Source organism: Acinetobacter sp. ANC 4779 (assembly GCF_004331055.1).
Classification (GTDB): Bacteria; Pseudomonadota; Gammaproteobacteria; order Pseudomonadales; family Moraxellaceae; genus Acinetobacter.
The window spans coordinates 157,021-178,182 of record NZ_SJNU01000002.1; the positions used below are offsets into that span (position 1 = coordinate 157,021).

Consider the following 21,162-nt stretch of genomic DNA (forward strand, 5'->3'; position numbering starts at 1 on the left):
AAAACTCAATCCTGCAAGGGGTAACAACATGCTGCTTTATGTGATTCCGTTTATATTATTATTAGTGATCGCAATTGTATTAAAAAAGCGTGACACCAATAAACAAGCAGAGCAAACGTCAGCATCCAAGGTAAAAGCTAAAAAAACAATCTCAACGAAAAAGTCCCCACAAAAAACCCAAGTTGTGGCAAATACGGTTGTTGAGAAGAAAAAAACTACCCCTTTATCTGCTGATGTGCGCAATAAAATTGAAGCACTGATCGTTGAGCGTAACTTTTTCTCTGCTGAAGCACAGATTAATCAGGCATTAAATAAAGACAATTCACAGCATGAGTTGTATTTACTGTTGTTGGATATTCATATCTTACAAAAAGATGAGTTTGCAATTAGCCAACTGATTAACCATCTGCGCTCATTAGAACTGGACGATATTTTAGAACAAGCGCTTGCTAAAAAAGCAGTCCATGACAATAAAGTCGAAGGTTCTAGAGATACCATTGATTTCAAACCAGAATCTTTAGTTCCAACACCTACTTATACCGCACCGACTGAACACAAAAATACCGCTGATTTTGATGCACTCATGAATACTGCTGCACCCTCTGCAACAGTCCCTCATCAATCTTTAAATCAATTGCAGCAAGAATCACTTTCCACGAAAGCACAAGCAGCAGTTGAAGAAATTCAGCCCTTGGATTTTAATACCTTTACTTTAGACACCACAATAAAAGTTGAAACACCTGCCCCGACTGTGGAAGAAATCAAACCTTTAGACTTCAGTACACTTTCTTTAGACCCGAGTCCTGCAGCAAGCACTGCCAAGCAAGAAGCGACTCCTTTAGCAGATGAAATCAAACCTTTAGATTTCTCTTTTAGTTTAGATACTCCTCTAGCAGAGCAAACAACGACAACAGCTGATACAGCTATTACTGTTGAACCTGTACTTGATGAGAAACCTGAATTTAATTTTGATTTTTCAGCGACAGAAACTGTTGCACCGACTGAAGCAAAAAATGCAGTTGAAGAAACCAGACCAAGTTTAGATTTTAATTTAGTAGTACCAACAATAACTGAGCAACCGCCTATAGAGCCAGTTTCAGCGAAAGCTTCAGGGGTAAGTTTTGATATTAGCAATATCAGCTCATCTGCATCTAAAGCAGATCAAAATGATCCCCTGGTTCAATCCTTCCCTGAACTTATAGAAGTTAATGAAATTAGCCTGAATTTAGATCTTGCACAGCAATATATTCAACTCGGTGCTTTTGAGTCGGCGCGTGAATTATTAGCAGAGCAAGAAGCTGAATATACGGCTGAACAACGCCAACAGGCCGATCAGTTACGCAATCAGATAGCTTCTTAAGATATTTCGCTCTACTATAAAGCAGTCATCATTGACTGCTTTTTTATTATGAAAAAAATAGCTTTAATTTATATGGGGGGAACATTTGGCTGCATTGGCGAGCCACTGAGTCCCATGCCTGCTGAAAATTTTATTCCCCAATTACAACGCGTTCTTCCTTTACATCTTCATATCGAATGTTTTATTGCACCCAGTATAAAAGACAGCAGTGCCTGTACTGCAACTGACTGGCTGCAACTCATTCAGATGATCCAAGGCTTACAACTTAAAAACTATCAACATTTTGTCGTGATTCACGGTACTGATACCCTCAGCTATGCCAGTGCAACACTTGCACGGTTTCTGGGACAATCCGCACATGTTGTACTCACGGGTAGTCAATATCCGTTACTGAACGTAAATGGAACGAATACCCGTGAATTTACCGATGCTATTGATAATCTTAATTTTGCCCTCGATGCGGTGGTAACCAGTTCTGTCGGTGTCTATTTGGCTTTTCATCATCAGCTTATTCACGCCCAAACAGCATTAAAAAGGCATACGACCAATTTAGATGCATTCGTTGGATTAAGTGCCAAAGAGAATCTAATCACACATCAGCAAAGCTATGTCGTGCATGAACATGATCTTGAGAAGGCACAATCATTTAACTGCTTAAGCTTAATGGCACAACCCATAGCCATAGAACAGCAAATTAAAAACTTAAAAAATTTGCCACAAGCCCCACCTCATGTTGTGATTTTACAGGGCTTTGGTACAGGCAATTTAGCGGTCAATCAAGAATTCATTGATACGCTGCATGAAATTCATATACAAGGCTGCGCCATTATTCTCACCACTCAAGTCCCTTTTGGCACGATTGATCAACGCTATGCGGTAAGTGAATGGACACAACATGCCCATATTATGATAAGTGATTGCCTTGGACATGCAGATCTTTATGCAAAAGCACTGAAAATGTATTTACAATACGACAGCATAGATCAGTGGCATGCCCACTGGCATGATTCAGTGTAAATAGAGGTAAATATGCAGCGTTTTGCGGTCGGTATCGAGTTTTCTGGGGTTGAGTATCGAGGATGGCAAACCCAGAAAACTGGCGTGCCTAGCGTTCAAGAAACCATTGAAACCGTCCTGAGTAAAATTGCCAACGAATCCATTATTTTACAGGGTGCTGGACGTACAGATGCTGGCGTACATGCCACCAATATGGTCGCACATTTTGACAGCTCTGCCATTCGTCCACTGCTGGGCTGGCTGATGGGTGCAAATAGCATGTTGCCCAAAGACATTGCCATCCAGTGGATTAAAGAGATGGATACGGACTTCCATGCCCGTTTTAAAGCGCAATCACGCCGTTACCGCTATGTCGTCTACAATTCACCCAGTCGCCCTGCACTGCTCTATAAACAAGTGACACATGTATATACCCCGCTTGATATCGACAAGATGATTGAGGCCGCGAAGAAATTTGAAGGCACACATAATTTTGAAAGCTTTCGGGCTGCATCCTGTCAATCGAAACAACCGGTGCGTCATGTCAGCCACTGCCGTTTAATCCGTCACGGCTGTTATTTAGTCTTGGATATTCAGGCAGATGGTTTTTTACACCATATGGTGCGCAACATCATGGGATGCTTGCTTGAAATTGGTCAGGGCATGTACGAGATTGAGCATATTGATCATATTTTTGCCGCTGAAGACCGTAAAGCGGCAGGCATCACAGCCCCACCCGATGGTTTGTATTTCATTCAAGCACATTATCCAGAACAGTTTGATTTACCCAAAGCCCCGCTTGGACCACACTGGTTAAATATGCCGGAATAGTTAAACTTTCTTGGAATAAAAATCCTTCTTTTAAGGGCATTTCTATCTTCCCCCTAACCCTTGCTGTAAAACGGAAAATTACTCGGACTAGAAAGCATTACAATGATAAATTCCTCCTTTTAGGAGGAATTTATCATATTAGTAATTTAACGTTGCTTGCGCTTCCGATATTCCACTGGCGTTTCATTGGTCCAGCGCTTAAAGGCACGATAGAAAGTACTCGGCTCAGAAAACCCGGTGAGATAAACAATCCGTTCCACACTTTCTGCAGTATTGGCTAATAATTTTTTTGCCAAACGACAGCGATAATCAGAAAGAATCTGCTGGAAACTGGTATTGGCTTCACTCAGCTGGGTACGCAAACGGCGCGGTGTAATATTTAAATGCGTTGCCACGGTTTCTAAGGTGGTTTCACCACTTTCTAAAGTTGAACCAATCGCGCGGCGAACCTCACCGACCAAATCATAGCGCGCGAGCTCTTGCAGCTTTTCAAGCGCCAATTGCTCATGCAACTGCAATAGCTCCGGCTCAGCTTGCCATAACTGATAATCCAAAATAGCAGGATCAAAATATAAACGGGTTTCCTTTTGACCTAAACTCACCGGACATTCGTAAACCCGGAAATACTCCTCGTCAAAAGCACCTTCGTTAAAATTAAAATCGATATAAATGGGCTGAAAACGCCCTTCTGTAATAAATTTAAAGAAGCGTAATACCCCAGTCATCGCACATTCAGAAAAATGACGATTGACCAAATTGTCCGCCCAGGCGCCCTGCACACCATTGGTGAGATAGCAACGATCATCTTCAATAATCAGTTTGGCATGAAATGCATCACTGATCAGTCGTTGATAGGCCAAGGCCCGTTTTAGCCCTTCCCCAAAGTTTTCACTAGAAATAAACAGATGTTCAATCACCTGTCCGCGATATAAAGGCAGGTGTTCACCTAAATGCAAACCAATGTCAGGATCTTTACTTACCTCCTCTGCAGCCACCCAAAACGCATATTGGGCACTGAGCGGAGTACGATCATTCGTTTCGACCTGATTTAAGGCCACACCAGCTTTCGTTAAAATTTCTTCAGTTGGCAAACCTGCACGACGAATGGCTTGGTAGCCCAATCGTAAAACAACCGATGCATCAGTTAACTGACCCACGCAAAGACCTTCCTTATATATTATTCATTTATAGTTAAAAAGATTAATTTTAGATTAACTGCGATTGACCAAACTGACAACATAACAATACGCTTTTTTGTAGAAATAATTTAAACCGACGGTTCGCTTATTTAACTGACAGATAATCGGGCAAAGCCGCATTGTGCCTTGTTTTATGCAAAAAAATTGACTATAATTTGCGCCTTTCCAATTTATTCATTCAGGTAGGCTATGGCCAATAAAGAGGAACTCATCGAGTTCGAAGGCGTTGTCACCGAAACGCTTCCTAATACTATGTTCCGTGTACGTTTAGAAAACGGCCATGAAGTGATTGCTCACATCTCTGGTAAAATGCGTAAACACTATATTCGTATTTTAACTGGCGACAGTGTTAAAGTAGAAATGACTCCTTATGATTTGACCAAGGGTCGTATTACTTATCGTGCACGCTAAGTTTTAGCGAAAGCAAAAGCCACTTTACAGTGGCTTTTTTATTGCCTTAATTTTCTATTATTCAATAAAATAAATTTGACAGAGGTCGATAAATTCATGACTATCAATTGAATTAAAATTAAATAGATACTTTTAAAAAATGATAAAACTACAGCATTTAACCCTGATTTCCAGTTTATTCCTCGCAGCATGCGCAACAGGTGGTAATCATCGTCTTGATCAGTCTCTACAACAATATATAGGTCAAACTGCAGATCAGGTTCGTAGCCAACTTGATCTAAGTAAAATGGGATTTAAAACCACGCAACAACCGACTCAGACAGCAGAATTGCTTAGCTACACCATTTTTCGTGATATGAATATTCCGATGGGCACACCTAATATTAGTCACAGTATCTCGATGGGTGCACCAATGCCGACTCCCTCAAATGGTGGATATAACATCGAGATGAAATGTCAGGTATGGTTTAATTTGAAAGATGAGATTGTTCAATCCATTCGCTATACCGGTAGAGCTTGTTAAACAGCAAGAATATCCTGTAACAAGTTTTAAATGATCAGATCAGATCTCATCATGCCGACCCATCTGTACCGTGTATCAAACTACAACAGTATTTCTGCCGAAAATTTGCATAAACTGGTTTTATTTGGTGTGAGGATAACTCATGAAATTCACACTGATTTTGGGATGCTGTACCGCTTTTGCTTTAGTTACCGGATGTACCACTACCCCTATGATCACTACTATGCAGCGTGATGCCTATTTACAGCAATTTATTGGGCAGACCAGCCAAAGTATTGAAACAAACCTAAATTTGAGCAGTATCGGTTATCAGCAAGCTTTCTCACCGACTCGAGATAATCAGACACTCACTTATACGGTGATTCGCCCTATTAGCATTCCGGCACCTATAGCACAAAATCCGGCTGATCTCGATTCGGGTGCTATCCCGATCCCGATTACGCCTAGCGCACAAAGCTATGATGTGAACTTGCAATGTAAAATTGTTTTTCGTTTAGAAAATAATATTGCCAAGTCTGTTTATTACACAGGTCGGACCTGCTAAATCAGACCTAAATATCCATAAAAAACGCAGCTCTTTGGCTGCGTTTTCTATTTAAACCAATAGCTTAATTCAATGCTGTTACCACAGCTTGGCCCATTTCAACAGTCCCGACTTTGCTCATGCCTTCAGACATAATATCTGCGGTACGCAAACCTTGATCTAATACATGACCTACTGCAGCTTCAATGGCTTGTGCCGCACTCTCTTCACGGAAAGTGTAACGAAGCATCATCGCAACAGAAAGAATCGTTGCGAGTGGGTTTGCCAGGTTTTGACCTGCGATATCGGGTGCAGAACCATGGCAAGGTTCATACATGCCCTTACCATTTTCATCTAAAGATGCAGATGGCAACATACCGATTGAACCGGTCAACATTGCCGCTTCATCCGACAAAATGTCCCCAAACAAGTTAGAGGTTACAATTACGTCAAATTGTTTAGGCGCACGTACCAATTGCATCGCCGCATTGTCAACATACATGTGTGACAAGTTAATCTCGGGATATTCCGCTTCTTTCATTGCAGTTACGGTTTGTTTCCACAGTTCAGTCACTTCAAGCACATTGGCTTTATCGACAGAACATACTTTGCCGCCGCGAAGAGTTGCAAGCTCAAATGCTACTTTGGCAATACGCTTGATTTCAGATTCTGAATAAACGTCGGTATTAAAGCCTTGTTTTTCACCGTTTTCTAATACACGAATACCACGAGGTTGACCGAAGTAGATCCCACCCGTCAATTCGCGAACGATCAGGATATCCAGGCCAGATACAATTTCCGGTTTTAAACTTGAAGCATCGGCCAATTGCGGATACAAAATTGCAGGACGCAAGTTGGCAAAAAGATTAAGTTCACTGCGTAATTTTAATAGACCACGTTCCGGACGGATTGAACGTTCAATCGTATCCCATTTAGGACCACCGACCGCACCGAGTAAAATCGCGTCTGCTTTTTTTGCCTGTTCGGATGTCTTTTCAGGATATGGCGCACCATGCGCATCAATCGCTGCACCACCTAATAAACCTTGTTCCCAAGTCAAACCTAAATTGAATTTTTCATTTACTCGTGTGAGCACTTGCTCTGCGGCTTTAACAATTTCAGGACCGATGCCGTCACCAGCTAAAATCAAAATATGTTTAGACATGAGGTTTTCCATTTTTCAATTCAGTCATTTGACTGAGGGGGATTTTAGATTTTTTTGTTCTACAAACTCGCCTAAGCCATTCAGGACATTATAGGGTTTGCAGAAACGCCGAATGGTTTTTTGTTCTTGTTGAAGCTCAACACACAGTGGATCAGGTGCAGAAGCATTCAACAAATTACCTTTATGATTGATTCGGTCACGATACATCTTAAAGGTATAAGTTTTCTGCGAAGTAAAATTATGGAATACATGCAGCGTTTCAGCGCGATCTTTTGATATCGGATAGAAGCGAATTACTATTTCATGCTGCCCTGTCGGTACAGACAAAAATAGAGGATTAGACTCATTCAACGACTTCGCTTTTAAACGAACAAGACCTTTTTGAATGGCTTCACGACTCACCCGATGACTTTGTGCATCGACAATGTGAATTTGATCCAAACGCTCAAATTCACATTGTTCTGTTCCCGAACAGAAAATCAACGCATTCAATTCTGTCGATTCTGTTTCTTTCACATTTTTAATACGTGCAGTATCAATGGTTTGGCATGCACTTAATGATGCGACCATAAAACCAAGTACAACAAGCCGAGCATTAACCTTTGCCATTGTTCGAGTCCCCCTCACCAATTAAAGCCAACGAGATATTTTTATGGACTCGATATTAGCAAGAGTTAGGCTCCGATACTACTAGGGCTGAAAATTCAAGCAATTAAGCATGAATTTCCTGAAATACCCAAGGACGCGATTGCTTGGTTTTTTCTTCATAGGCACGAATATCATCTGCTGCCTGAAGGGTTAAACCAATATCATCCAAACCATTCAACAAACAATGTTTACGAAACGGATCAACTTCAAATTTAAAGCTTTCACCCGATGGCGTACGTACTTCTTGAGCTTGCAAGTCAATGGTCAGTTGATAGCCTTCAGTTGCAGCACACTCTTTAAACAATTGATCCACAATCTGTTCAGATAAGATCACAGGCAACATGCCGTTTTTAAAGCTGTTGTTAAAGAAAATATCTGCATAACTTGGCGCAATCACAGTACGGAAACCGTATTCTTCAAGTGCCCACGGCGCATGCTCACGGCTTGAACCACAACCAAAATTGGCACGTGAAATCAAGATTGAAGCACCTTGGTAACGCGGCTGGTTTAAAGCGAAATCTGGATTTTTTGGACGTTTAGAATTATCTAAACCTAAATAACCTTCATCTAGATAGCGCAATTCATCAAACAAGTTTTCGCCAAAACCAGTACGTTTAATCGATTTTAAAAACTGTTTTGGAATAATTAAATCTGTATCGACATTGGCACGGTCTAAGGGTGCAACGATACCTTGTTCAACGGTATATTTTTTCATGTCTTTGCTCCTATTAGCCGAAATTAAAACGTACGTACATCAACAAAGTGACCGGCTATGGCTGCTGCTGCTGCCATGGCTGGGCTCACCAAATGAGTACGACCGCCATTGCCCTGACGACCTTCGAAGTTACGGTTAGAGGTTGAGGCACAGTGTTCACCCGGCTGCAACTTATCAGCATTCATGGCCAAACACATGGAGCAACCCGGTTCACGCCACTCAAAACCAGCGTCTAAGAATACTTGGTCCAAGCCTTCCGCTTCGGCTTGCTGTTTCACCAAACCGGAACCCGGAACCACCATCGCCTGTTTAATTGAACCGGCAACTTTCCGGCCTTTAATCACTTCAGCAGCAGCACGAATATCTTCAATACGTGAGTTGGTGCATGAACCAATAAATACACGGTCTAATTGGATATCTGCCAATGCCTGACCCTCATTCAAACCCATGTACTTATAAGCACGTGTCCAGTCATTACGTTGAACGTCGTCTTTGGCTTGTTCCAAAGTGGGTACAGCTTCTGAAACAGGAATCACCATTTCAGGCGATGTACCCCAAGATACTTGCGGTTCAATCGCTTCACCTTGCAACACTACGACAGTGTCAAAGTGTGCATCTTCATCCGAATGCAAGGTATTCCAGTATTCAACTGCCTGATCCCACTGCTCAGCTTTTGGTGCGTAGTTACGACCTTTGACATATTCAATCGTTTTGTCATCGACAGCGACCATACCCACACGTGCACCAGCTTCAATCGCCATGTTACACACAGTCATACGACCTTCGATCGACATGTCACGGAATACCTGACCACCGAATTCAATCGCGTGACCTGTACCACCCGCCGTACCAATTTTACCAATGATCGCCAACACCACATCTTTTGAAGTGACGCCTTGACCCAACTTTCCGTCAACACGTACCAACATGTTCTTCATTTTCTTTTGAATCAAGCATTGAGTCGCCAATACATGTTCAACTTCTGAAGTACCAATCCCGTGTGCCAAGCAACCAAATGCACCATGCGTCGCCGTATGTGAGTCACCGCATACCACTGTCATACCGGGCAAAGTCAAACCCTGTTCAGGCCCAACCACATGCGCAATCCCTTGACGGATATCATTGATTTTAAATTCGACGATATTGAACGCTTCACAGTTGTCATCCAAAGTTTGTACCTGAATACGTGAAGTTTCATCTTCAATACCTGCAATACCTCGATCACGTTCAGCTTTTGAGGTCGGTACGTTATGGTCTGGAGTGGCGACATTGGCACTTAAACGCCAAGGTTTACGACCTGCAAGCTGTAAACCTTCAAAAGCTTGGGGTGAGGTTACTTCATGCAATAAATGACGATCGATATAAAGTAAGGCTGAACCATCATCTCGTTGTTTTACTAAATGGTCATCCCACAATTTGTCATATAAAGTCTTTGCTTTTTGGGTATTGCCTGCCATGTCGACGCGCTCCATAGAACTGGGTAATGCTTTTATTAACTTCGATTATAACCACGTATTCGCATAAATCTAATTTATCATTTTTATTAGTTTGAAAACTTTTTGGAATTAGTTCTTAGTCTATATAAAGCTGCACTTTTGCAAAATTTTATCTGCATACTTTTCAAATCAAGACGCTATTTACGCATGGTTTTTGAACCCATCAAGATCGATTATCTCGTTACCGAGCAGCCTCAACTTTGCATAAAATGATCGAGTCTATGCTGCATAGGCAACTTCAATTTACCTACCCACTGAATGATTTCAAAACTTGTCAGTAGTTAACCAAGCACCTATTTCGAAGAATACTCTTTGCTCTGTGCCAGTTGCTCAATCGCCTTGATTAATTCAGCCCTGGCCTGATTACACTCAGCAGCGGCTCTGTTTTCATCACCTTCATCATCTGCAAGCTCGTAGACACCCATCCTTTTTTCGACCGCTTCCTCAAATATATCCAACAAGTATTTAATATGTTTAATGTCCATGATTTATCTCCTGCTAGAAATGCATCAGTAATTGATACTGTGCACTTATTTTTATAATTGACCCACTTTCCAATTTGTAAAACCGATTGAAAAATTCAATATATTCGTTTTTACAAATTAAATAAGACTGATTATCATTTAGCCATATCCCGAGTAAAGATTGAGGACTTAACCCATGGCTCATATTCAAAAATTCGTTGACAACAACCAACGCATGTTTAAGAAAACCTTTAGCTATTACATTATGCACATCACCATTGCCATGTTGGTAGGCTATTTCGTGACAGGAAGTATCTGGATGGCTTTAACCCTAAGCTTACTTGAACCCACCATTCAGGCCTTTGCCTTCTTTTTCCATGAAAAATTGTGGGAAGCAAAAGCAGCCAAAAATACCAAACAGCAAGAATATAATCAGTTAAACGCAAGTTAAACTATATGAGTCTTGGGCTTAGGTGTGCTCTTCTTTATTAAAATCACTCTCCTTTATAGAGTGATTTTTTATTTCTATGATTCAAATTTACATCTTTATACATTTTTATGTATATATTTTAGGATTAGATTCACTATTAATATAATAATATTTTATAATTATCTTAATATTGTATAACCAGACTATTACTATGAATCTTGCTGCTTTTGAAGCGTTTGTTAAAGTCATGGAAACCGGCTCTATTTCACTGGCTGCCGATCTGTTATTTATTACTCAACCGGCAGTGACCAAACGAATTCATAGTCTAGAAGAATATTTTGGAGTTAAATTGTTTGAATCTGCTGGTCGTGGCGTTCAAGCGACTCATGCCGCTCATTCGCTCTTACCCAAAGTTAAAAACTGGTTGAATGAACTGGGTGATATTCACCACACCTTAAGTCATGAACAAGGACAAGTTCAGGGCAAACTCAAAATTGGCACCAGTCATCACATTGGCTTGCATCATTTACCCAGCCACTTGCTTCATTATGTTCAGGAATTTCCGAATGTAACGCTAGATGTGCACTTTGTCGATTCTGAACAGGCACATGAAAAAGTGCTTGCCGGTGACCTGGAACTGGCATTTTTGACCCTTCCCCCTCAGGGCGATGCTCGTCTCAGTTATGTCACCATCTGGAATGATCCTCTGGTTTTTGTGGCAGCGCCTTTTCATCCCTTGGCCAATCAAAAAGATTTGCAACTGCAAGATCTGATTCAATATCCAAGCCTCTTGCCGGCGGCACAAACCTATACCACACAAATCACGCTGGCCGAGTTTGAAAAGCAAGGCGTTAAACCGAAAATCACCATGAGCAACAATCCGCTTGAATCCATTCGAATGCTGGTCTCGATTGGACTGGGCTGGTCGGTATTACCCAAAACGCTGGTCAATCATGATTTAAAACAACTGGATATTAACCTTGAAATGAACCGTCAATTGGGTATGGTTTGGCATCCTGGACGCACCCAGTCACGTGCAGTACAGGAACTGGTTGCCATGATGCAACACTCGATTTAAATACTAAATTGCTATTGCTGCATCCAAGCTGATGCAGCATTTTGTTACCTAAATCCTTAGAACAGACAGCTTGCTTTCGAGTACTTTTAGACAGAGCACATCAAAAATGTAGTTTCAAATCTAGAAAGAAAACTCAACGGAGTATGGCCATATGTTGATGGATTCATTATCTGTAACTTGCAAGAAAAACCTAGCTTTAAGCTCACAGCGCACTCCCGGTCTCTGGCAAACTGCCCATGTCTCCCTACTGCCTACCCCGAATCTAAATTTCCCAGATGAAGCAACTGCACGGCGTACATTACGTGAGTATTTCCTGAATACGTTTGACAGCTATGAACTGTTGTTTGAATGCCTGAAAGATCAGGAAGCTTATTCCCTCAGGCCCATTAATTTACGACATCCACTGATTTTCTATTTTGGTCATACGGCGACTTTTTTTATCAACAAGCTGCTATTAAGTAAACTGATCAGTGAACGTGTGAATCCGCAGCTAGAAAGTATTTTTGCGGTGGGTGTCGATGAAATGAGCTGGGATGACTTGAATGATGCCCATTATGAGTGGCCAAGTGTAGAACAGGTTCGCGCTTATCGGCATCGGGTTCGTTCAGAAGTACTAAACGTGATTGAACATGCACCACTCACTTTACCTTTGAACTGGAACAATCCATGGTGGTCTATCATCATGGGTATTGAACATGAACGGATTCATCTCGAAACCTCATCGGTATTGATTCGTCAGCAGCAACTGGAACATGTCCAAAATCATCCGCAATGGCGCGCCAAGATCATCACCGGTATTGCGCCGGAAAACACCTTAATTGCCGTGCCTGAAGGGCAAATCAGCTTAAATAAGGGTTTAGACCGTCACTTTTATGGCTGGGACAATGAATATGGTCAGCACCACGCTGAAGTAGCCAATTTCTCAACCTCGCAATATCTGGTGTCCAATCAGGAATTCTTAAGTTTTGTTGAAAATAACGGTTATTCAACGGACCGCTATTGGACCGCAGAAGGATGGAACTGGCTGAAATTTTCTCAAGCAACGCATCCCCACTTTTGGCGAAAAACAGATTCAGGCTGGTCACTCCGTCTGATGCTGGAAGAAATTCCGATGCCTTGGGATTGGCCAGTAGAAGTGAATTACCTTGAGGCCAAAGCTTTTTGCAACTGGAAAGCCGAGAAAACCGGTCAAAGTATACGCTTGCCTACAGAAGACGAGTGGTATCGGCTCTATGATGTGGCAGGTTTAGATCCTGATCTGCCCAGTCCGGAACATGCCAACATTGAACTGAAGTATGGAACCAGTCCTTGTCCGGTCAATCATTTTCAGCAGGGTGATTTTTTTGATATTCAAGGTAATGTCTGGCAATGGACAGAAACTCCAATTTACCCCTTTGACGGTTTTCAGGTGCATCCCATCTATGATGATTTCAGCACCCCGACCTTTGACGGCCAACATAATTTAATCAAAGGCGGCTCCTGGATTTCTGCCGGCAATGAGGCTTTGCATAGTGCACGTTATGCCTTCCGCCGACATTTTTTTCAGCATGCCGGATTCCGCTACGTCGCTGCATCACAAGAATTAAAACAGATTCACTCCCACTATGAAACTGACCAGCTAATTTCCCAGTATTTAGAATTTCAGTACGGCGCAGAATATTTTAATGTACCCAATTTTGTTCACAGCCTGATTAATATTGCACGCCCTTATTTTAAAGAGCTTGCTACACATAAGGCCCTAGATCTTGGCTGTGCCACGGGGCGGGCCAGCTTTGAACTGGCGGCTTATTTTGATCAAGTCACAGGACTGGATTTTTCTGCACGGTTTATTCAGCAAGCGGTACAGTTAGCACAAGGGGAAACACTACGTTATACCCTTCCAGTTGAAGGAGAGCTGCTTGACTATAAAGCCTGCAACTTGCAAGAATTCGGTTTGGATGCGTATGCAGATCGAGTCGATTTTTATCAGTCGGATGCCTGTAACTTAAAAGCACATTTTAGCGGCTATGATTTTATTCTTGCAGCGAATCTGATTGATCGCCTGCATCATCCAAAAGATTTTTTGGCCGAAATTCACCAGCGCTTAACCTTGGGCGGAATTTTAATGCTGAGCTCCCCCTCTACCTGGTTAGAGGAACATACTGCACGTAGTGAATGGCTGGGTGGCTTTAAAAAAGATGGAGAAAACTTTAGCACGTTAGATGGTGTTACTGAGCTGTTACAAGCGCATTTTGAAATGCTGGCTAAACCTCAGGATGTCGCCTTTGTCATTCGTGAAACAGCACGTAAATACCAGCATACCCTGTCTCAAGTCACGCTATGGAAGCGGATTAAATAAAGCATTTTCTCAAAAAAGCCAATCGATGGATTGGCTTTTTGGCTTTGATCTTTATTGAGTTACTGAATCTTCATGCAACGATTCATTTAACTGATCCACAACAATCGCCCAAGAACCATCTGATTTAAGTTTTTCTGATAATAACTGGTGTTGTGATTCCGTCCAGTAACTCGCTTGGGTAATTTTGGTCTCGGCACTGAGCTGATGGCTGGCAATGAACTGTGCAATGGCTTCATCACTTGAATCGAGTCCAAGTTGCTCAAAAAGATGAGTCATTCGTGGTCTTACATTACTCATTATCATCCCTCTACTGATTATTGGTTGTTCAAATCAGCATAGCATTATTAAAAATCTTTAAAATCGAATTAAATTGACCAGTCCTGAATTTCCCAATTTTGCTCTTTGGCCAAAACCGCTAAACGATCATCCGGATTGACCGCGATCGCATGGTCGGCATCTTCCAGCAAAAAACGGTCATTAATTGAATCAGAATACGCCCAGGATTCTGCTACATTTCGTCCTGAAAGCCATTGTTCTAAACGAACCAGTTTGCCTTTTTGGTAACACGCGGTATTGATGACTTTACCGGTATATTTACCGTCAACCACTTCTGCATTGGTGGCAATAATTTCAGTAATGCCAAACTCATGAAAAATAGGAGCCGTAATAAAATCAGAAGTGGCCGTAATACCGACCAGTGCATGCCCTGCCTGTTTATGTTTTTGAATCGCAGCGAATCCTTTGGGACGCATTTGTGGACGAATCACTTTTTTCATGAATAATTCATGTAATTCAGACAAATAATCATTGTCATGCTGGGTTAAAAATTCAAATACAAATTCGTTATAGGCAATCGGGTCAAGTTGCCCGGCTTTATAGTCTTCATAAAACTTGTCATTCATTCGACGATGTCGGATTGGATCGACTAAACCTTCGTTAACTAAAAACTCACCCCATGAATAATCTGAATCGGTGTTTAACAAGGTGTGATCGAGGTCAAATAAAGCCAATTTCATGAAAATACTCGTAAAAACTGTAATTTAAGAAAAAATTTGTAAATCTATCTCCGCTAGTCGATAGAAATTCGTTAAGATCATAGCAATTTTTAACATTTAAGCTGTGTTTTTTTTCGAGATGGATATAGAAATAACAATCCCCGAATATAAAGCCACACATTACATATGATTTAGGTAGCCAAATGATCGACTCAGAAGGTTTCCGACCGAATGTCGGGATCATTTTGGCAAACGATGTTGGACAAGTTTTATGGGCAAAACGCATTGGACACAATGCTTGGCAATTTCCACAAGGAGGTATCCAGTATGGAGAAACCCCTGAACAGGCACTTTATCGTGAGCTGAGAGAAGAAGTTGGCTTATTGCCCGAACATGTTCAAATCGTAGCGCAAACAAAAAGTTGGCTACGTTATCGTTTGCCTCAACGATATATACGCTCGGATTCAGACCCGGTGTGCATTGGTCAAAAACAAAAGTGGTTTTTACTCAAACTGACAGCGCCAGTAAAAAACATTCAGCTGGATTTGTCCGACCCACCCGAGTTTGACCAGTGGCAATGGGTAAGTTATTGGTATCCATTAGGACAGGTCGTGAATTTTAAACGCGATGTATACCGAAAAGCGATGGTGGAGCTGTGTAACCAGTTACCGTCCATATAAGCATAAAAAAATCGTATGAAAATGCAGATTTTTTAATAGCATGTTGTTATAAATAAAACAGATTTATACTTTTTTTGGAGCAAATTTAATGTCGAATATGCAACTGGACACCTTAAGACGCATTGTACAAGAAATCAATGCGTCCACCAGTTTGCATGAATCACTCGACATTATGGTCAATCAGGTGGCAAATGCCATGCATGTTGATGTCTGCTCCATTTATCTGCTGGACGAACGTAACCAGCGTTACCTGCTCATGGCCTCTAAAGGTTTAAAGGCAGAATCTGTTGGACACGTTTCACTGCATACCGGCGAAGGCTTGGTCGGTCTGGTGGGGCAACGTGAGGAAATCGTCAACCTGGACAATGCACCCAAGCACGAACGCTTTTTATTTCTACCTGAAACAGGGGAAGAAATTTACAACTCTTTTTTGGGTGTTCCGGTCATGTATCGCCGTAAAGTGATGGGTGTATTGGTCGTTCAAAATAAAGAATCGCAAGACTTTAGTGAAGCGGCAGAATCTTTTCTGGTCACCTTGTGTGCACAGCTTTCCGGGGTGATTGCTCACGCACATGCGGTCGGAAATATTGATGTGTTCCGCAAACCAAACAATCTGCCAGCATATAAAACTTTCCAGGGCGTTTCTGGTTCTGGGGGCATTGCCTTAGGGCGTGCTGTAATCCTGTATCCTCCTGCCGATTTGTCTTCTGTACCGGATCGGGAAGCCGATGATATCAGTGAAGAACTGGAACTGCTGGATCACGCGATTGGTTCTGTGCGTGAAGAAATTAAATCTCTTGATGACAAAATGCAAGAGGCTTTAATGGCAGATGAACGTGCTCTGTTTAGTGTGTTCTTACGTATGCTGGATGAAAATGCACTTCCTGCCGAAATTAAAGCCGAAATTCGAGATGGCAACTGGGCACAAGGTGCGGTTCGTATTGTGATCGACAAGCATATTGCCCTGTTTGCACAAATGGAAGATGGCTATTTACGCGAACGCGTTTCAGATCTCAAAGATCTCGGTCGACGTATTTTGGCCTCCTTACAAGAAGCCGATGCCAGTCATCGAGAATTAACCGATGAAAGCATTCTGATTGGTGAGGAAATTTCCACCGCGGCGCTGGTTGAATTGCCGGTGGATAAAATTGCCGCCATTGTCACCACTGAAGGTGCGATGAACTCTCACATGGTGATTGTAGCGCGTGCACTCGGCATTCCAACCGTGGTCGGTGTAACTGAACTGCCGGTTAACACACTTGATGATGTCGAGATGATTGTCGATGCACATCAGGGCCGGGTCTTTATCAATCCACCGCGGCGCTTGCGTACCCGCTATAAAGAAATTCAGAAAGAAGAAGAACAACTGGCCAAAGATTTAAAACAGTACGAAACCAAAGATGCGATTACCCCGGATGGGGTGTCGGTTAAACTGTTCGTTAATACCGGTTTAATGATTGATGTGGTCCGCGGGGTACAGCGGGGTGCTAAAGGTGTCGGGCTGTACCGCTCTGAAATTCCATTTATGCTGCGTGACCGCTTTCCGGGCGAAGAAGAACAGCGTGCCATTTACCGTCAGCAGCTGAGTCACTTTGCCAACAAACCGGTGGTGATGCGAACTTTAGATATTGGTGCCGATAAAGATCTGCCTTATTTCTCCATTGAAGAAGAAAACTCGGCGCTCGGCTGGCGCGGTATCCGCTTTACCCTGGATCATCCTGAAATTTTCTCATCACAAATTCGTGCCATGTTAAAAGCCAGTATTGGGCTAAATAACCTGCACATTTTGTTGCCGATGGTGACCAGTGTCAGCGAAGTTGAAGAGGCTTTGTATTTGCTTGAACGCGATTGGACAGCAGTTCAGGAAGAAGAACAGGTTAAAATTACCAAGCCAAAAATTGGTATTATGGTCGAAGTCCCCAGCGTACTTTTACAAATTGAAGAATTTTCCGAGTTAGTCGATTTCTTCTCGGTGGGTTCAAATGACTTAACCCAGTATTTACTGGCGGTTGACCGTAACAATCCACGGGTTGCCAACGTCTATTCGCATTTCCATCCGGCGGTATTACGTGCTTTAACCCGTCTGGTCAAAGAATGTCATAAATACGATAAACCGGTCAGCATTTGCGGCGAAATGGCCGGTGATCCATTGGCTGCAGTTTTATTGATGGCGATGGGATTCAATACCCTGTCGATGAGTTCGAGTAATATTTTGCGGGTACGAAAAGCGATTTGTCATGTTCCGATGACCGAGGCAGTACAACAGCTGGAACATGTATTGAAAATGGATAATCCATTAATCGTGAAAAGCTGGATGGAGTATTACTTTAAGACCCATGGTCTGGCGGATATGGTGAAATCTGCAACACGGATTGTCGGTGCTTAAAATAGGGTTATAAAATAGCAAATACCGGGCAAGAAAAAGGGAGATAGTCATTTGAGTATCTCCCTTTTTTGTGCTTGTCGTAGCCACGTTTTGCATTTTTCTTTCGGTCTACAAAGACTTGGCTTTTGTTGACCTCGTGCATGTGTTTTGCCACAAAGTTATTGATCACCACCTCTAGCTGTGGTTTTTTTTTCGCCATTTTAGTCACCTGCTGTTAGGTTTTCACATCGAGTGGATGTGAAGCATATATTGCGCTAATGGGTACAAATTTCAAGTACTTTTAAGCGTACAAAAAATTTAAATATCAAACCCAAATTGATCGTTTTTAAATCCTCCCTCTCTTGCGAAATATATTTCCATCCCAGAGGGAGCAAGAACACAATTACACCGCCAATGCCCGATCCAACAACTGTTCCACATCCACATCCTTAGGGTTAAGCATACCCACCACTTGTCCGTGAAAAGCACGATAACGGGACTGAATAAATCCGTTTGCAACAAAGTCAGGCGCATAACGTTTTAACAAAACTGCTTGCGCCAGAATCACCAGACGGCTCACCAGACCCCGCCCCATAAACTGCAAATCATCAGCTGATTGCTGGAACAACTTAAACAGATTCTGCAGTTCATTTTGCAAGGTTTCATCTTGTATTGCGGTAGAAGCTAAATCTTGAAACAGCAGTTCAATAGATTCAGGTTCACGTTGAATAGCACGTAATACATCTAGGCACATGACATTGCCGGAACCTTCCCAAATGGTATTGACTGGGGCTTCTTTAAAAATACGTGCCATGATGCCCGTGTCGACATAACCATTACCACCAAAGACCTCCATCATTTCACCCGTCAACTCAACTGCCCGTTTACAGACCCAGAACTTGGAGGCTGGGGTCATGATGCGTTTCCATGCCAAAGACAACGCATCATCTGATTCATAACAATGCGCTAAATGAAAACTCAAGTGCATTGCCGCTTCTGTTTCCAAAGCTAAATCGGCCAACACTGCACGCATCAAAGGCTGTTCGGCCAGATGTTTACCAAAAGCCTTGCGCTGACGGGTATAAGCAATACATTGCACCAAGGCCTGACGCAGCATGGCGGTACTGCCGACTGAACAGGTCAGACGGGTGTAATTGGCCATTTCAATAATGGTCGGAATGCCGCGTCCTGCTTCCCCCATCATTATGCCCCAAGCTTCTTGAAACTCTACTTCTGAACTGGAGTTACTGCGGTTGCCGACTTTTTCCTTGAGCCGCTGAATGTAAATCTTGTTTTTCGTGCCATCCTCAAACCAGCGCGGTACAAAGAAACAGGCCAAACCATCCTGCTCGGTTTTGGCAACGACCAAATGTGCATCACACATCGGTGCCGAGAAAAACCATTTATGTCCTGTTAGCAAATAGGCTTTTCCACGACCTGACTCGGCTACAGGAATAGCCATAGTTTCATTGGCACGCACATCTGAACCGCCCTGTTTTTCAGTCATGCCCATGCCTAGCCAGATTGATTTCTTCTGGGCAATCGGCAGGTCACGTTCATCGTATTCGGTGGATAATAGTTTTTTACCAATTTTGGCCCACAGTTCAGGTTCACGCTGAATGAGCGGAATACTGCCCAAAGTCATTGAGGTCGGACATAAACTGCCACATTCGACCTGCCCGCTTAAGTAAAAACGCGCTGCCCACTCTACCCATTTCGAGGATGAATTGGGATGATTGAAAGGATGGGCATGGCTATTAAACTCACGGTTGAGCCGCATCCATTGATGCCAGGCAGGATGAAATTCCACAAAATCTTTACGGCGTCCGCGCGCATCAAAAGCATGCAAAATGGGTCTGTGTTGATTGGCTAAATCGGCATATTGATAATATTCAGCTGATCCCACCACTTTACCCATCTGCGACAAGGTGGCCTGATCTTGACTGCCATAACGGTTCAAAATTTCTTTCAATACTGTGTCAGCTTCAAACACGTTGTAATCTTGCAGTTCATCAAACTGGTTGCTGATCTGATGAGTTGTCCATGTATTCATGGTCTATATTTCCTGCTTGTTGTTCTTGGCGTTTCACTTCAGTATAAAGAAAAAGTAAACATAGGATGTTCGGCTTTCTTAGATGAAAATTTCAGACATTCAAGTACGGCGTAAGCCACGCCAATCAAGGGCCAAGCTCACCCAAGAAGCCTTGCAGGAAAGTTTTGTTCGGCTTTTGCATGAGCGCGCTGCACATGACATTACCATTCGGGAAATCACCGATTTGGCCGGTGTAGGCTTGGGCACCTTCTATGAATATTTTTCCAACAAGGAAGATTTGATCGCGCTGACCATTCACCGCCAGGTAAAAAACAATGCCGCGGACTTAAAAATTTATGCACAAAGTCTGATCGAGTTATCCACATATCACGATATTTCAGATTATTTAAGCCAGATTATTCAGTTTCAAATTCAGCAGATTCAGCAACAACACGTGCTTTGGGCGCACATTTTTTTACTGGAACGACAAGTTTCTAGTCAGGAATCTTATCAAAAACATTATCAACTGATGACTGAACTCTGGGATGAACTGTTGCAACCTTTTATGCAACCAGAAAAATCCAGACAACGCAGTGCATTAAACCTGCACCGCATCATTTATGGATTCATTTCCCAAACCCTTCTTGTGAATACTCATTTCAAAGAATGGGAGGATTTAACCCAAGATATTTTAGCGGCGACCCAATCTTTTATCTGCAATCTCAACGCGACTGTCTTCTCTCATGCAATAAGCAAAAAATCAGATATTTGAATGATCGAATATTCCTTTTAACAACAGCAGATTAATCCATTTGTTTTTAGTCAGGCTGTGCTTTACAGTCTTTAAAGATCAAGCGCTTTGTTTAGCTCTACTTATTCTGTTGTTTAAATTTCTAATTTTTATAGAAAATTG

General features: G+C 42.3%; 22 protein-coding genes. 12 read left to right on the forward strand and 10 right to left on the reverse strand.

The features are described 5' to 3' along the window. Positions 1-28 precede the first annotated feature (28 nt). Genes E0H80_RS03680 through truA form a run of 3 tightly spaced genes read left to right on the forward strand, consistent with a single transcriptional unit; the run spans position 29 to position 3,187 of the window. On the forward strand, positions 29-1,360 hold the full coding sequence (locus tag E0H80_RS03680; RefSeq protein WP_131363252.1) for a hypothetical protein: 1,332 nt from the start codon (positions 29-31) through the stop codon (positions 1,358-1,360). Positions 1,361-1,408: 48 nt separating this feature from the next. Next, positions 1,409-2,377: an asparaginase gene (locus tag E0H80_RS03685; RefSeq protein ID WP_131363254.1), complete on the forward strand. Its 969-nt coding sequence runs from the start codon at positions 1,409-1,411 to the stop codon at positions 2,375-2,377. Positions 2,378-2,389: 12 nt separating this feature from the next. Next, positions 2,390-3,187 (forward strand): tRNA pseudouridine(38-40) synthase TruA, encoded by a 798-nt coding sequence (truA, locus tag E0H80_RS03690; protein ID WP_131363256.1) that lies wholly within the window; start codon positions 2,390-2,392, stop codon positions 3,185-3,187. Between the two features lie 146 nt (positions 3,188-3,333). On the opposite strand, the gene E0H80_RS03695 is transcribed toward truA, so the two are convergent. After that, positions 3,334-4,344, reverse strand: a complete 1,011-nt coding sequence (locus E0H80_RS03695; protein WP_131363258.1) for an AraC family transcriptional regulator — start codon at positions 4,342-4,344, stop codon at positions 3,334-3,336. Positions 4,345-4,575: 231 nt separating this feature from the next. On the opposite strand from E0H80_RS03695, the gene infA reads away from it, so the two are divergent. The 3 genes from infA (at position 4,576) to E0H80_RS03710 (ending at position 5,864) form a co-directional block, all read left to right on the forward strand. Beyond that, complete coding sequence (gene infA, locus E0H80_RS03700) at positions 4,576-4,797, forward strand: translation initiation factor IF-1 (RefSeq protein ID WP_001284370.1); 222 nt, start codon at positions 4,576-4,578, stop codon at positions 4,795-4,797. Between the two features lie 139 nt (positions 4,798-4,936). Beyond that, positions 4,937-5,320 (forward strand): hypothetical protein, encoded by a 384-nt coding sequence (locus E0H80_RS03705; protein ID WP_416224569.1) that lies wholly within the window; start codon positions 4,937-4,939, stop codon positions 5,318-5,320. Positions 5,321-5,462: 142 nt separating this feature from the next. Next, positions 5,463-5,864: a hypothetical protein gene (locus E0H80_RS03710; protein WP_131363260.1), complete on the forward strand. Its 402-nt coding sequence runs from the start codon at positions 5,463-5,465 to the stop codon at positions 5,862-5,864. 64 nt (positions 5,865-5,928) lie between these two features. On the opposite strand, the gene leuB is transcribed toward E0H80_RS03710, so the two are convergent. From leuB to E0H80_RS03735, 5 genes are all read right to left on the reverse strand, one after another. Beyond that, positions 5,929-7,008, reverse strand: coding sequence for a 3-isopropylmalate dehydrogenase (gene leuB / locus E0H80_RS03715; protein ID WP_131363262.1), 1,080 nt, complete (start codon positions 7,006-7,008; stop codon positions 5,929-5,931). 24 nt (positions 7,009-7,032) lie between these two features. Further along, a complete protein-coding gene (locus E0H80_RS03720; RefSeq protein WP_131363264.1) occupies positions 7,033-7,617 on the reverse strand; it encodes a hypothetical protein in 585 nt (194 codons plus the stop codon). Between the two features lie 103 nt (positions 7,618-7,720). Continuing rightward, positions 7,721-8,371 carry a 3-isopropylmalate dehydratase small subunit gene (gene leuD / locus E0H80_RS03725; RefSeq protein ID WP_067866304.1) on the reverse strand — a complete coding sequence of 217 codons (651 nt, stop codon included), beginning with the start codon at positions 8,369-8,371 and terminating at the stop codon, positions 7,721-7,723. A gap of 23 nt (positions 8,372-8,394) precedes the next feature. Beyond that, positions 8,395-9,828 (reverse strand): 3-isopropylmalate dehydratase large subunit, encoded by a 1,434-nt coding sequence (leuC, locus tag E0H80_RS03730; protein ID WP_131363266.1) that lies wholly within the window; start codon positions 9,826-9,828, stop codon positions 8,395-8,397. A gap of 332 nt (positions 9,829-10,160) precedes the next feature. Continuing rightward, on the reverse strand, positions 10,161-10,352 hold the full coding sequence (locus E0H80_RS03735; protein ID WP_131267184.1) for a hypothetical protein: 192 nt from the start codon (positions 10,350-10,352) through the stop codon (positions 10,161-10,163). 175 nt (positions 10,353-10,527) lie between these two features. On the opposite strand from E0H80_RS03735, the gene E0H80_RS03740 reads away from it, so the two are divergent. From E0H80_RS03740 to ovoA, 3 genes are all read left to right on the forward strand, one after another. Next, the gene (locus E0H80_RS03740) at positions 10,528-10,782 is read left to right on the forward strand and encodes a DUF2061 domain-containing protein (protein ID WP_131363268.1); all 255 of its coding nucleotides are present in this window, start codon (positions 10,528-10,530) and stop codon (positions 10,780-10,782) included. Between the two features lie 190 nt (positions 10,783-10,972). Continuing rightward, positions 10,973-11,839, forward strand: a complete 867-nt coding sequence (locus tag E0H80_RS03745; RefSeq protein ID WP_131363270.1) for a LysR family transcriptional regulator — start codon at positions 10,973-10,975, stop codon at positions 11,837-11,839. A gap of 151 nt (positions 11,840-11,990) precedes the next feature. Further along, positions 11,991-14,177 (forward strand): 5-histidylcysteine sulfoxide synthase, encoded by a 2,187-nt coding sequence (gene ovoA, locus E0H80_RS03750; RefSeq protein WP_131363272.1) that lies wholly within the window; start codon positions 11,991-11,993, stop codon positions 14,175-14,177. A 51-nt stretch (positions 14,178-14,228) separates the two neighbouring features. Here the strand turns inward: ovoA and E0H80_RS03755 are convergent, their stop codons facing one another. Both E0H80_RS03755 and E0H80_RS03760 read right to left on the reverse strand, forming a co-directional pair. After that, positions 14,229-14,474 (reverse strand): DUF2789 family protein, encoded by a 246-nt coding sequence (locus tag E0H80_RS03755; RefSeq protein ID WP_067866293.1) that lies wholly within the window; start codon positions 14,472-14,474, stop codon positions 14,229-14,231. 68 nt (positions 14,475-14,542) lie between these two features. Further along, the gene (locus E0H80_RS03760) at positions 14,543-15,193 is read right to left on the reverse strand and encodes an HAD family hydrolase (RefSeq protein ID WP_131363274.1); all 651 of its coding nucleotides are present in this window, start codon (positions 15,191-15,193) and stop codon (positions 14,543-14,545) included. Between the two features lie 182 nt (positions 15,194-15,375). On the opposite strand from E0H80_RS03760, the gene E0H80_RS03765 reads away from it, so the two are divergent. Both E0H80_RS03765 and ptsP read left to right on the forward strand, forming a co-directional pair. Further along, entirely contained in the window at positions 15,376-15,852 is a 477-nt protein-coding gene (locus tag E0H80_RS03765) for an RNA pyrophosphohydrolase (RefSeq protein ID WP_131363277.1), read from the forward strand. 88 nt (positions 15,853-15,940) lie between these two features. Continuing rightward, entirely contained in the window at positions 15,941-18,238 is a 2,298-nt protein-coding gene (gene ptsP / locus E0H80_RS03770) for a phosphoenolpyruvate--protein phosphotransferase (protein ID WP_131363279.1), read from the forward strand. 7 nt (positions 18,239-18,245) lie between these two features. Here ptsP and E0H80_RS03775 read toward each other — a convergent pair whose 3' ends face one another. After that, positions 18,246-18,437: a hypothetical protein gene (locus E0H80_RS03775; protein ID WP_131363281.1), complete on the reverse strand. Its 192-nt coding sequence runs from the start codon at positions 18,435-18,437 to the stop codon at positions 18,246-18,248. 183 nt (positions 18,438-18,620) lie between these two features. Then, entirely contained in the window at positions 18,621-20,270 is a 1,650-nt protein-coding gene (locus tag E0H80_RS03780; RefSeq protein WP_131363283.1) for an acyl-CoA dehydrogenase family protein, read from the reverse strand. Positions 20,271-20,352: 82 nt separating this feature from the next. Here E0H80_RS03780 and E0H80_RS03785 point away from each other — a divergent pair, with 82 nt between their 5' ends. Beyond that, positions 20,353-21,021 (forward strand): TetR/AcrR family transcriptional regulator, encoded by a 669-nt coding sequence (locus E0H80_RS03785; protein WP_131363285.1) that lies wholly within the window; start codon positions 20,353-20,355, stop codon positions 21,019-21,021. Positions 21,022-21,162: the final 141 nt, after the last annotated feature.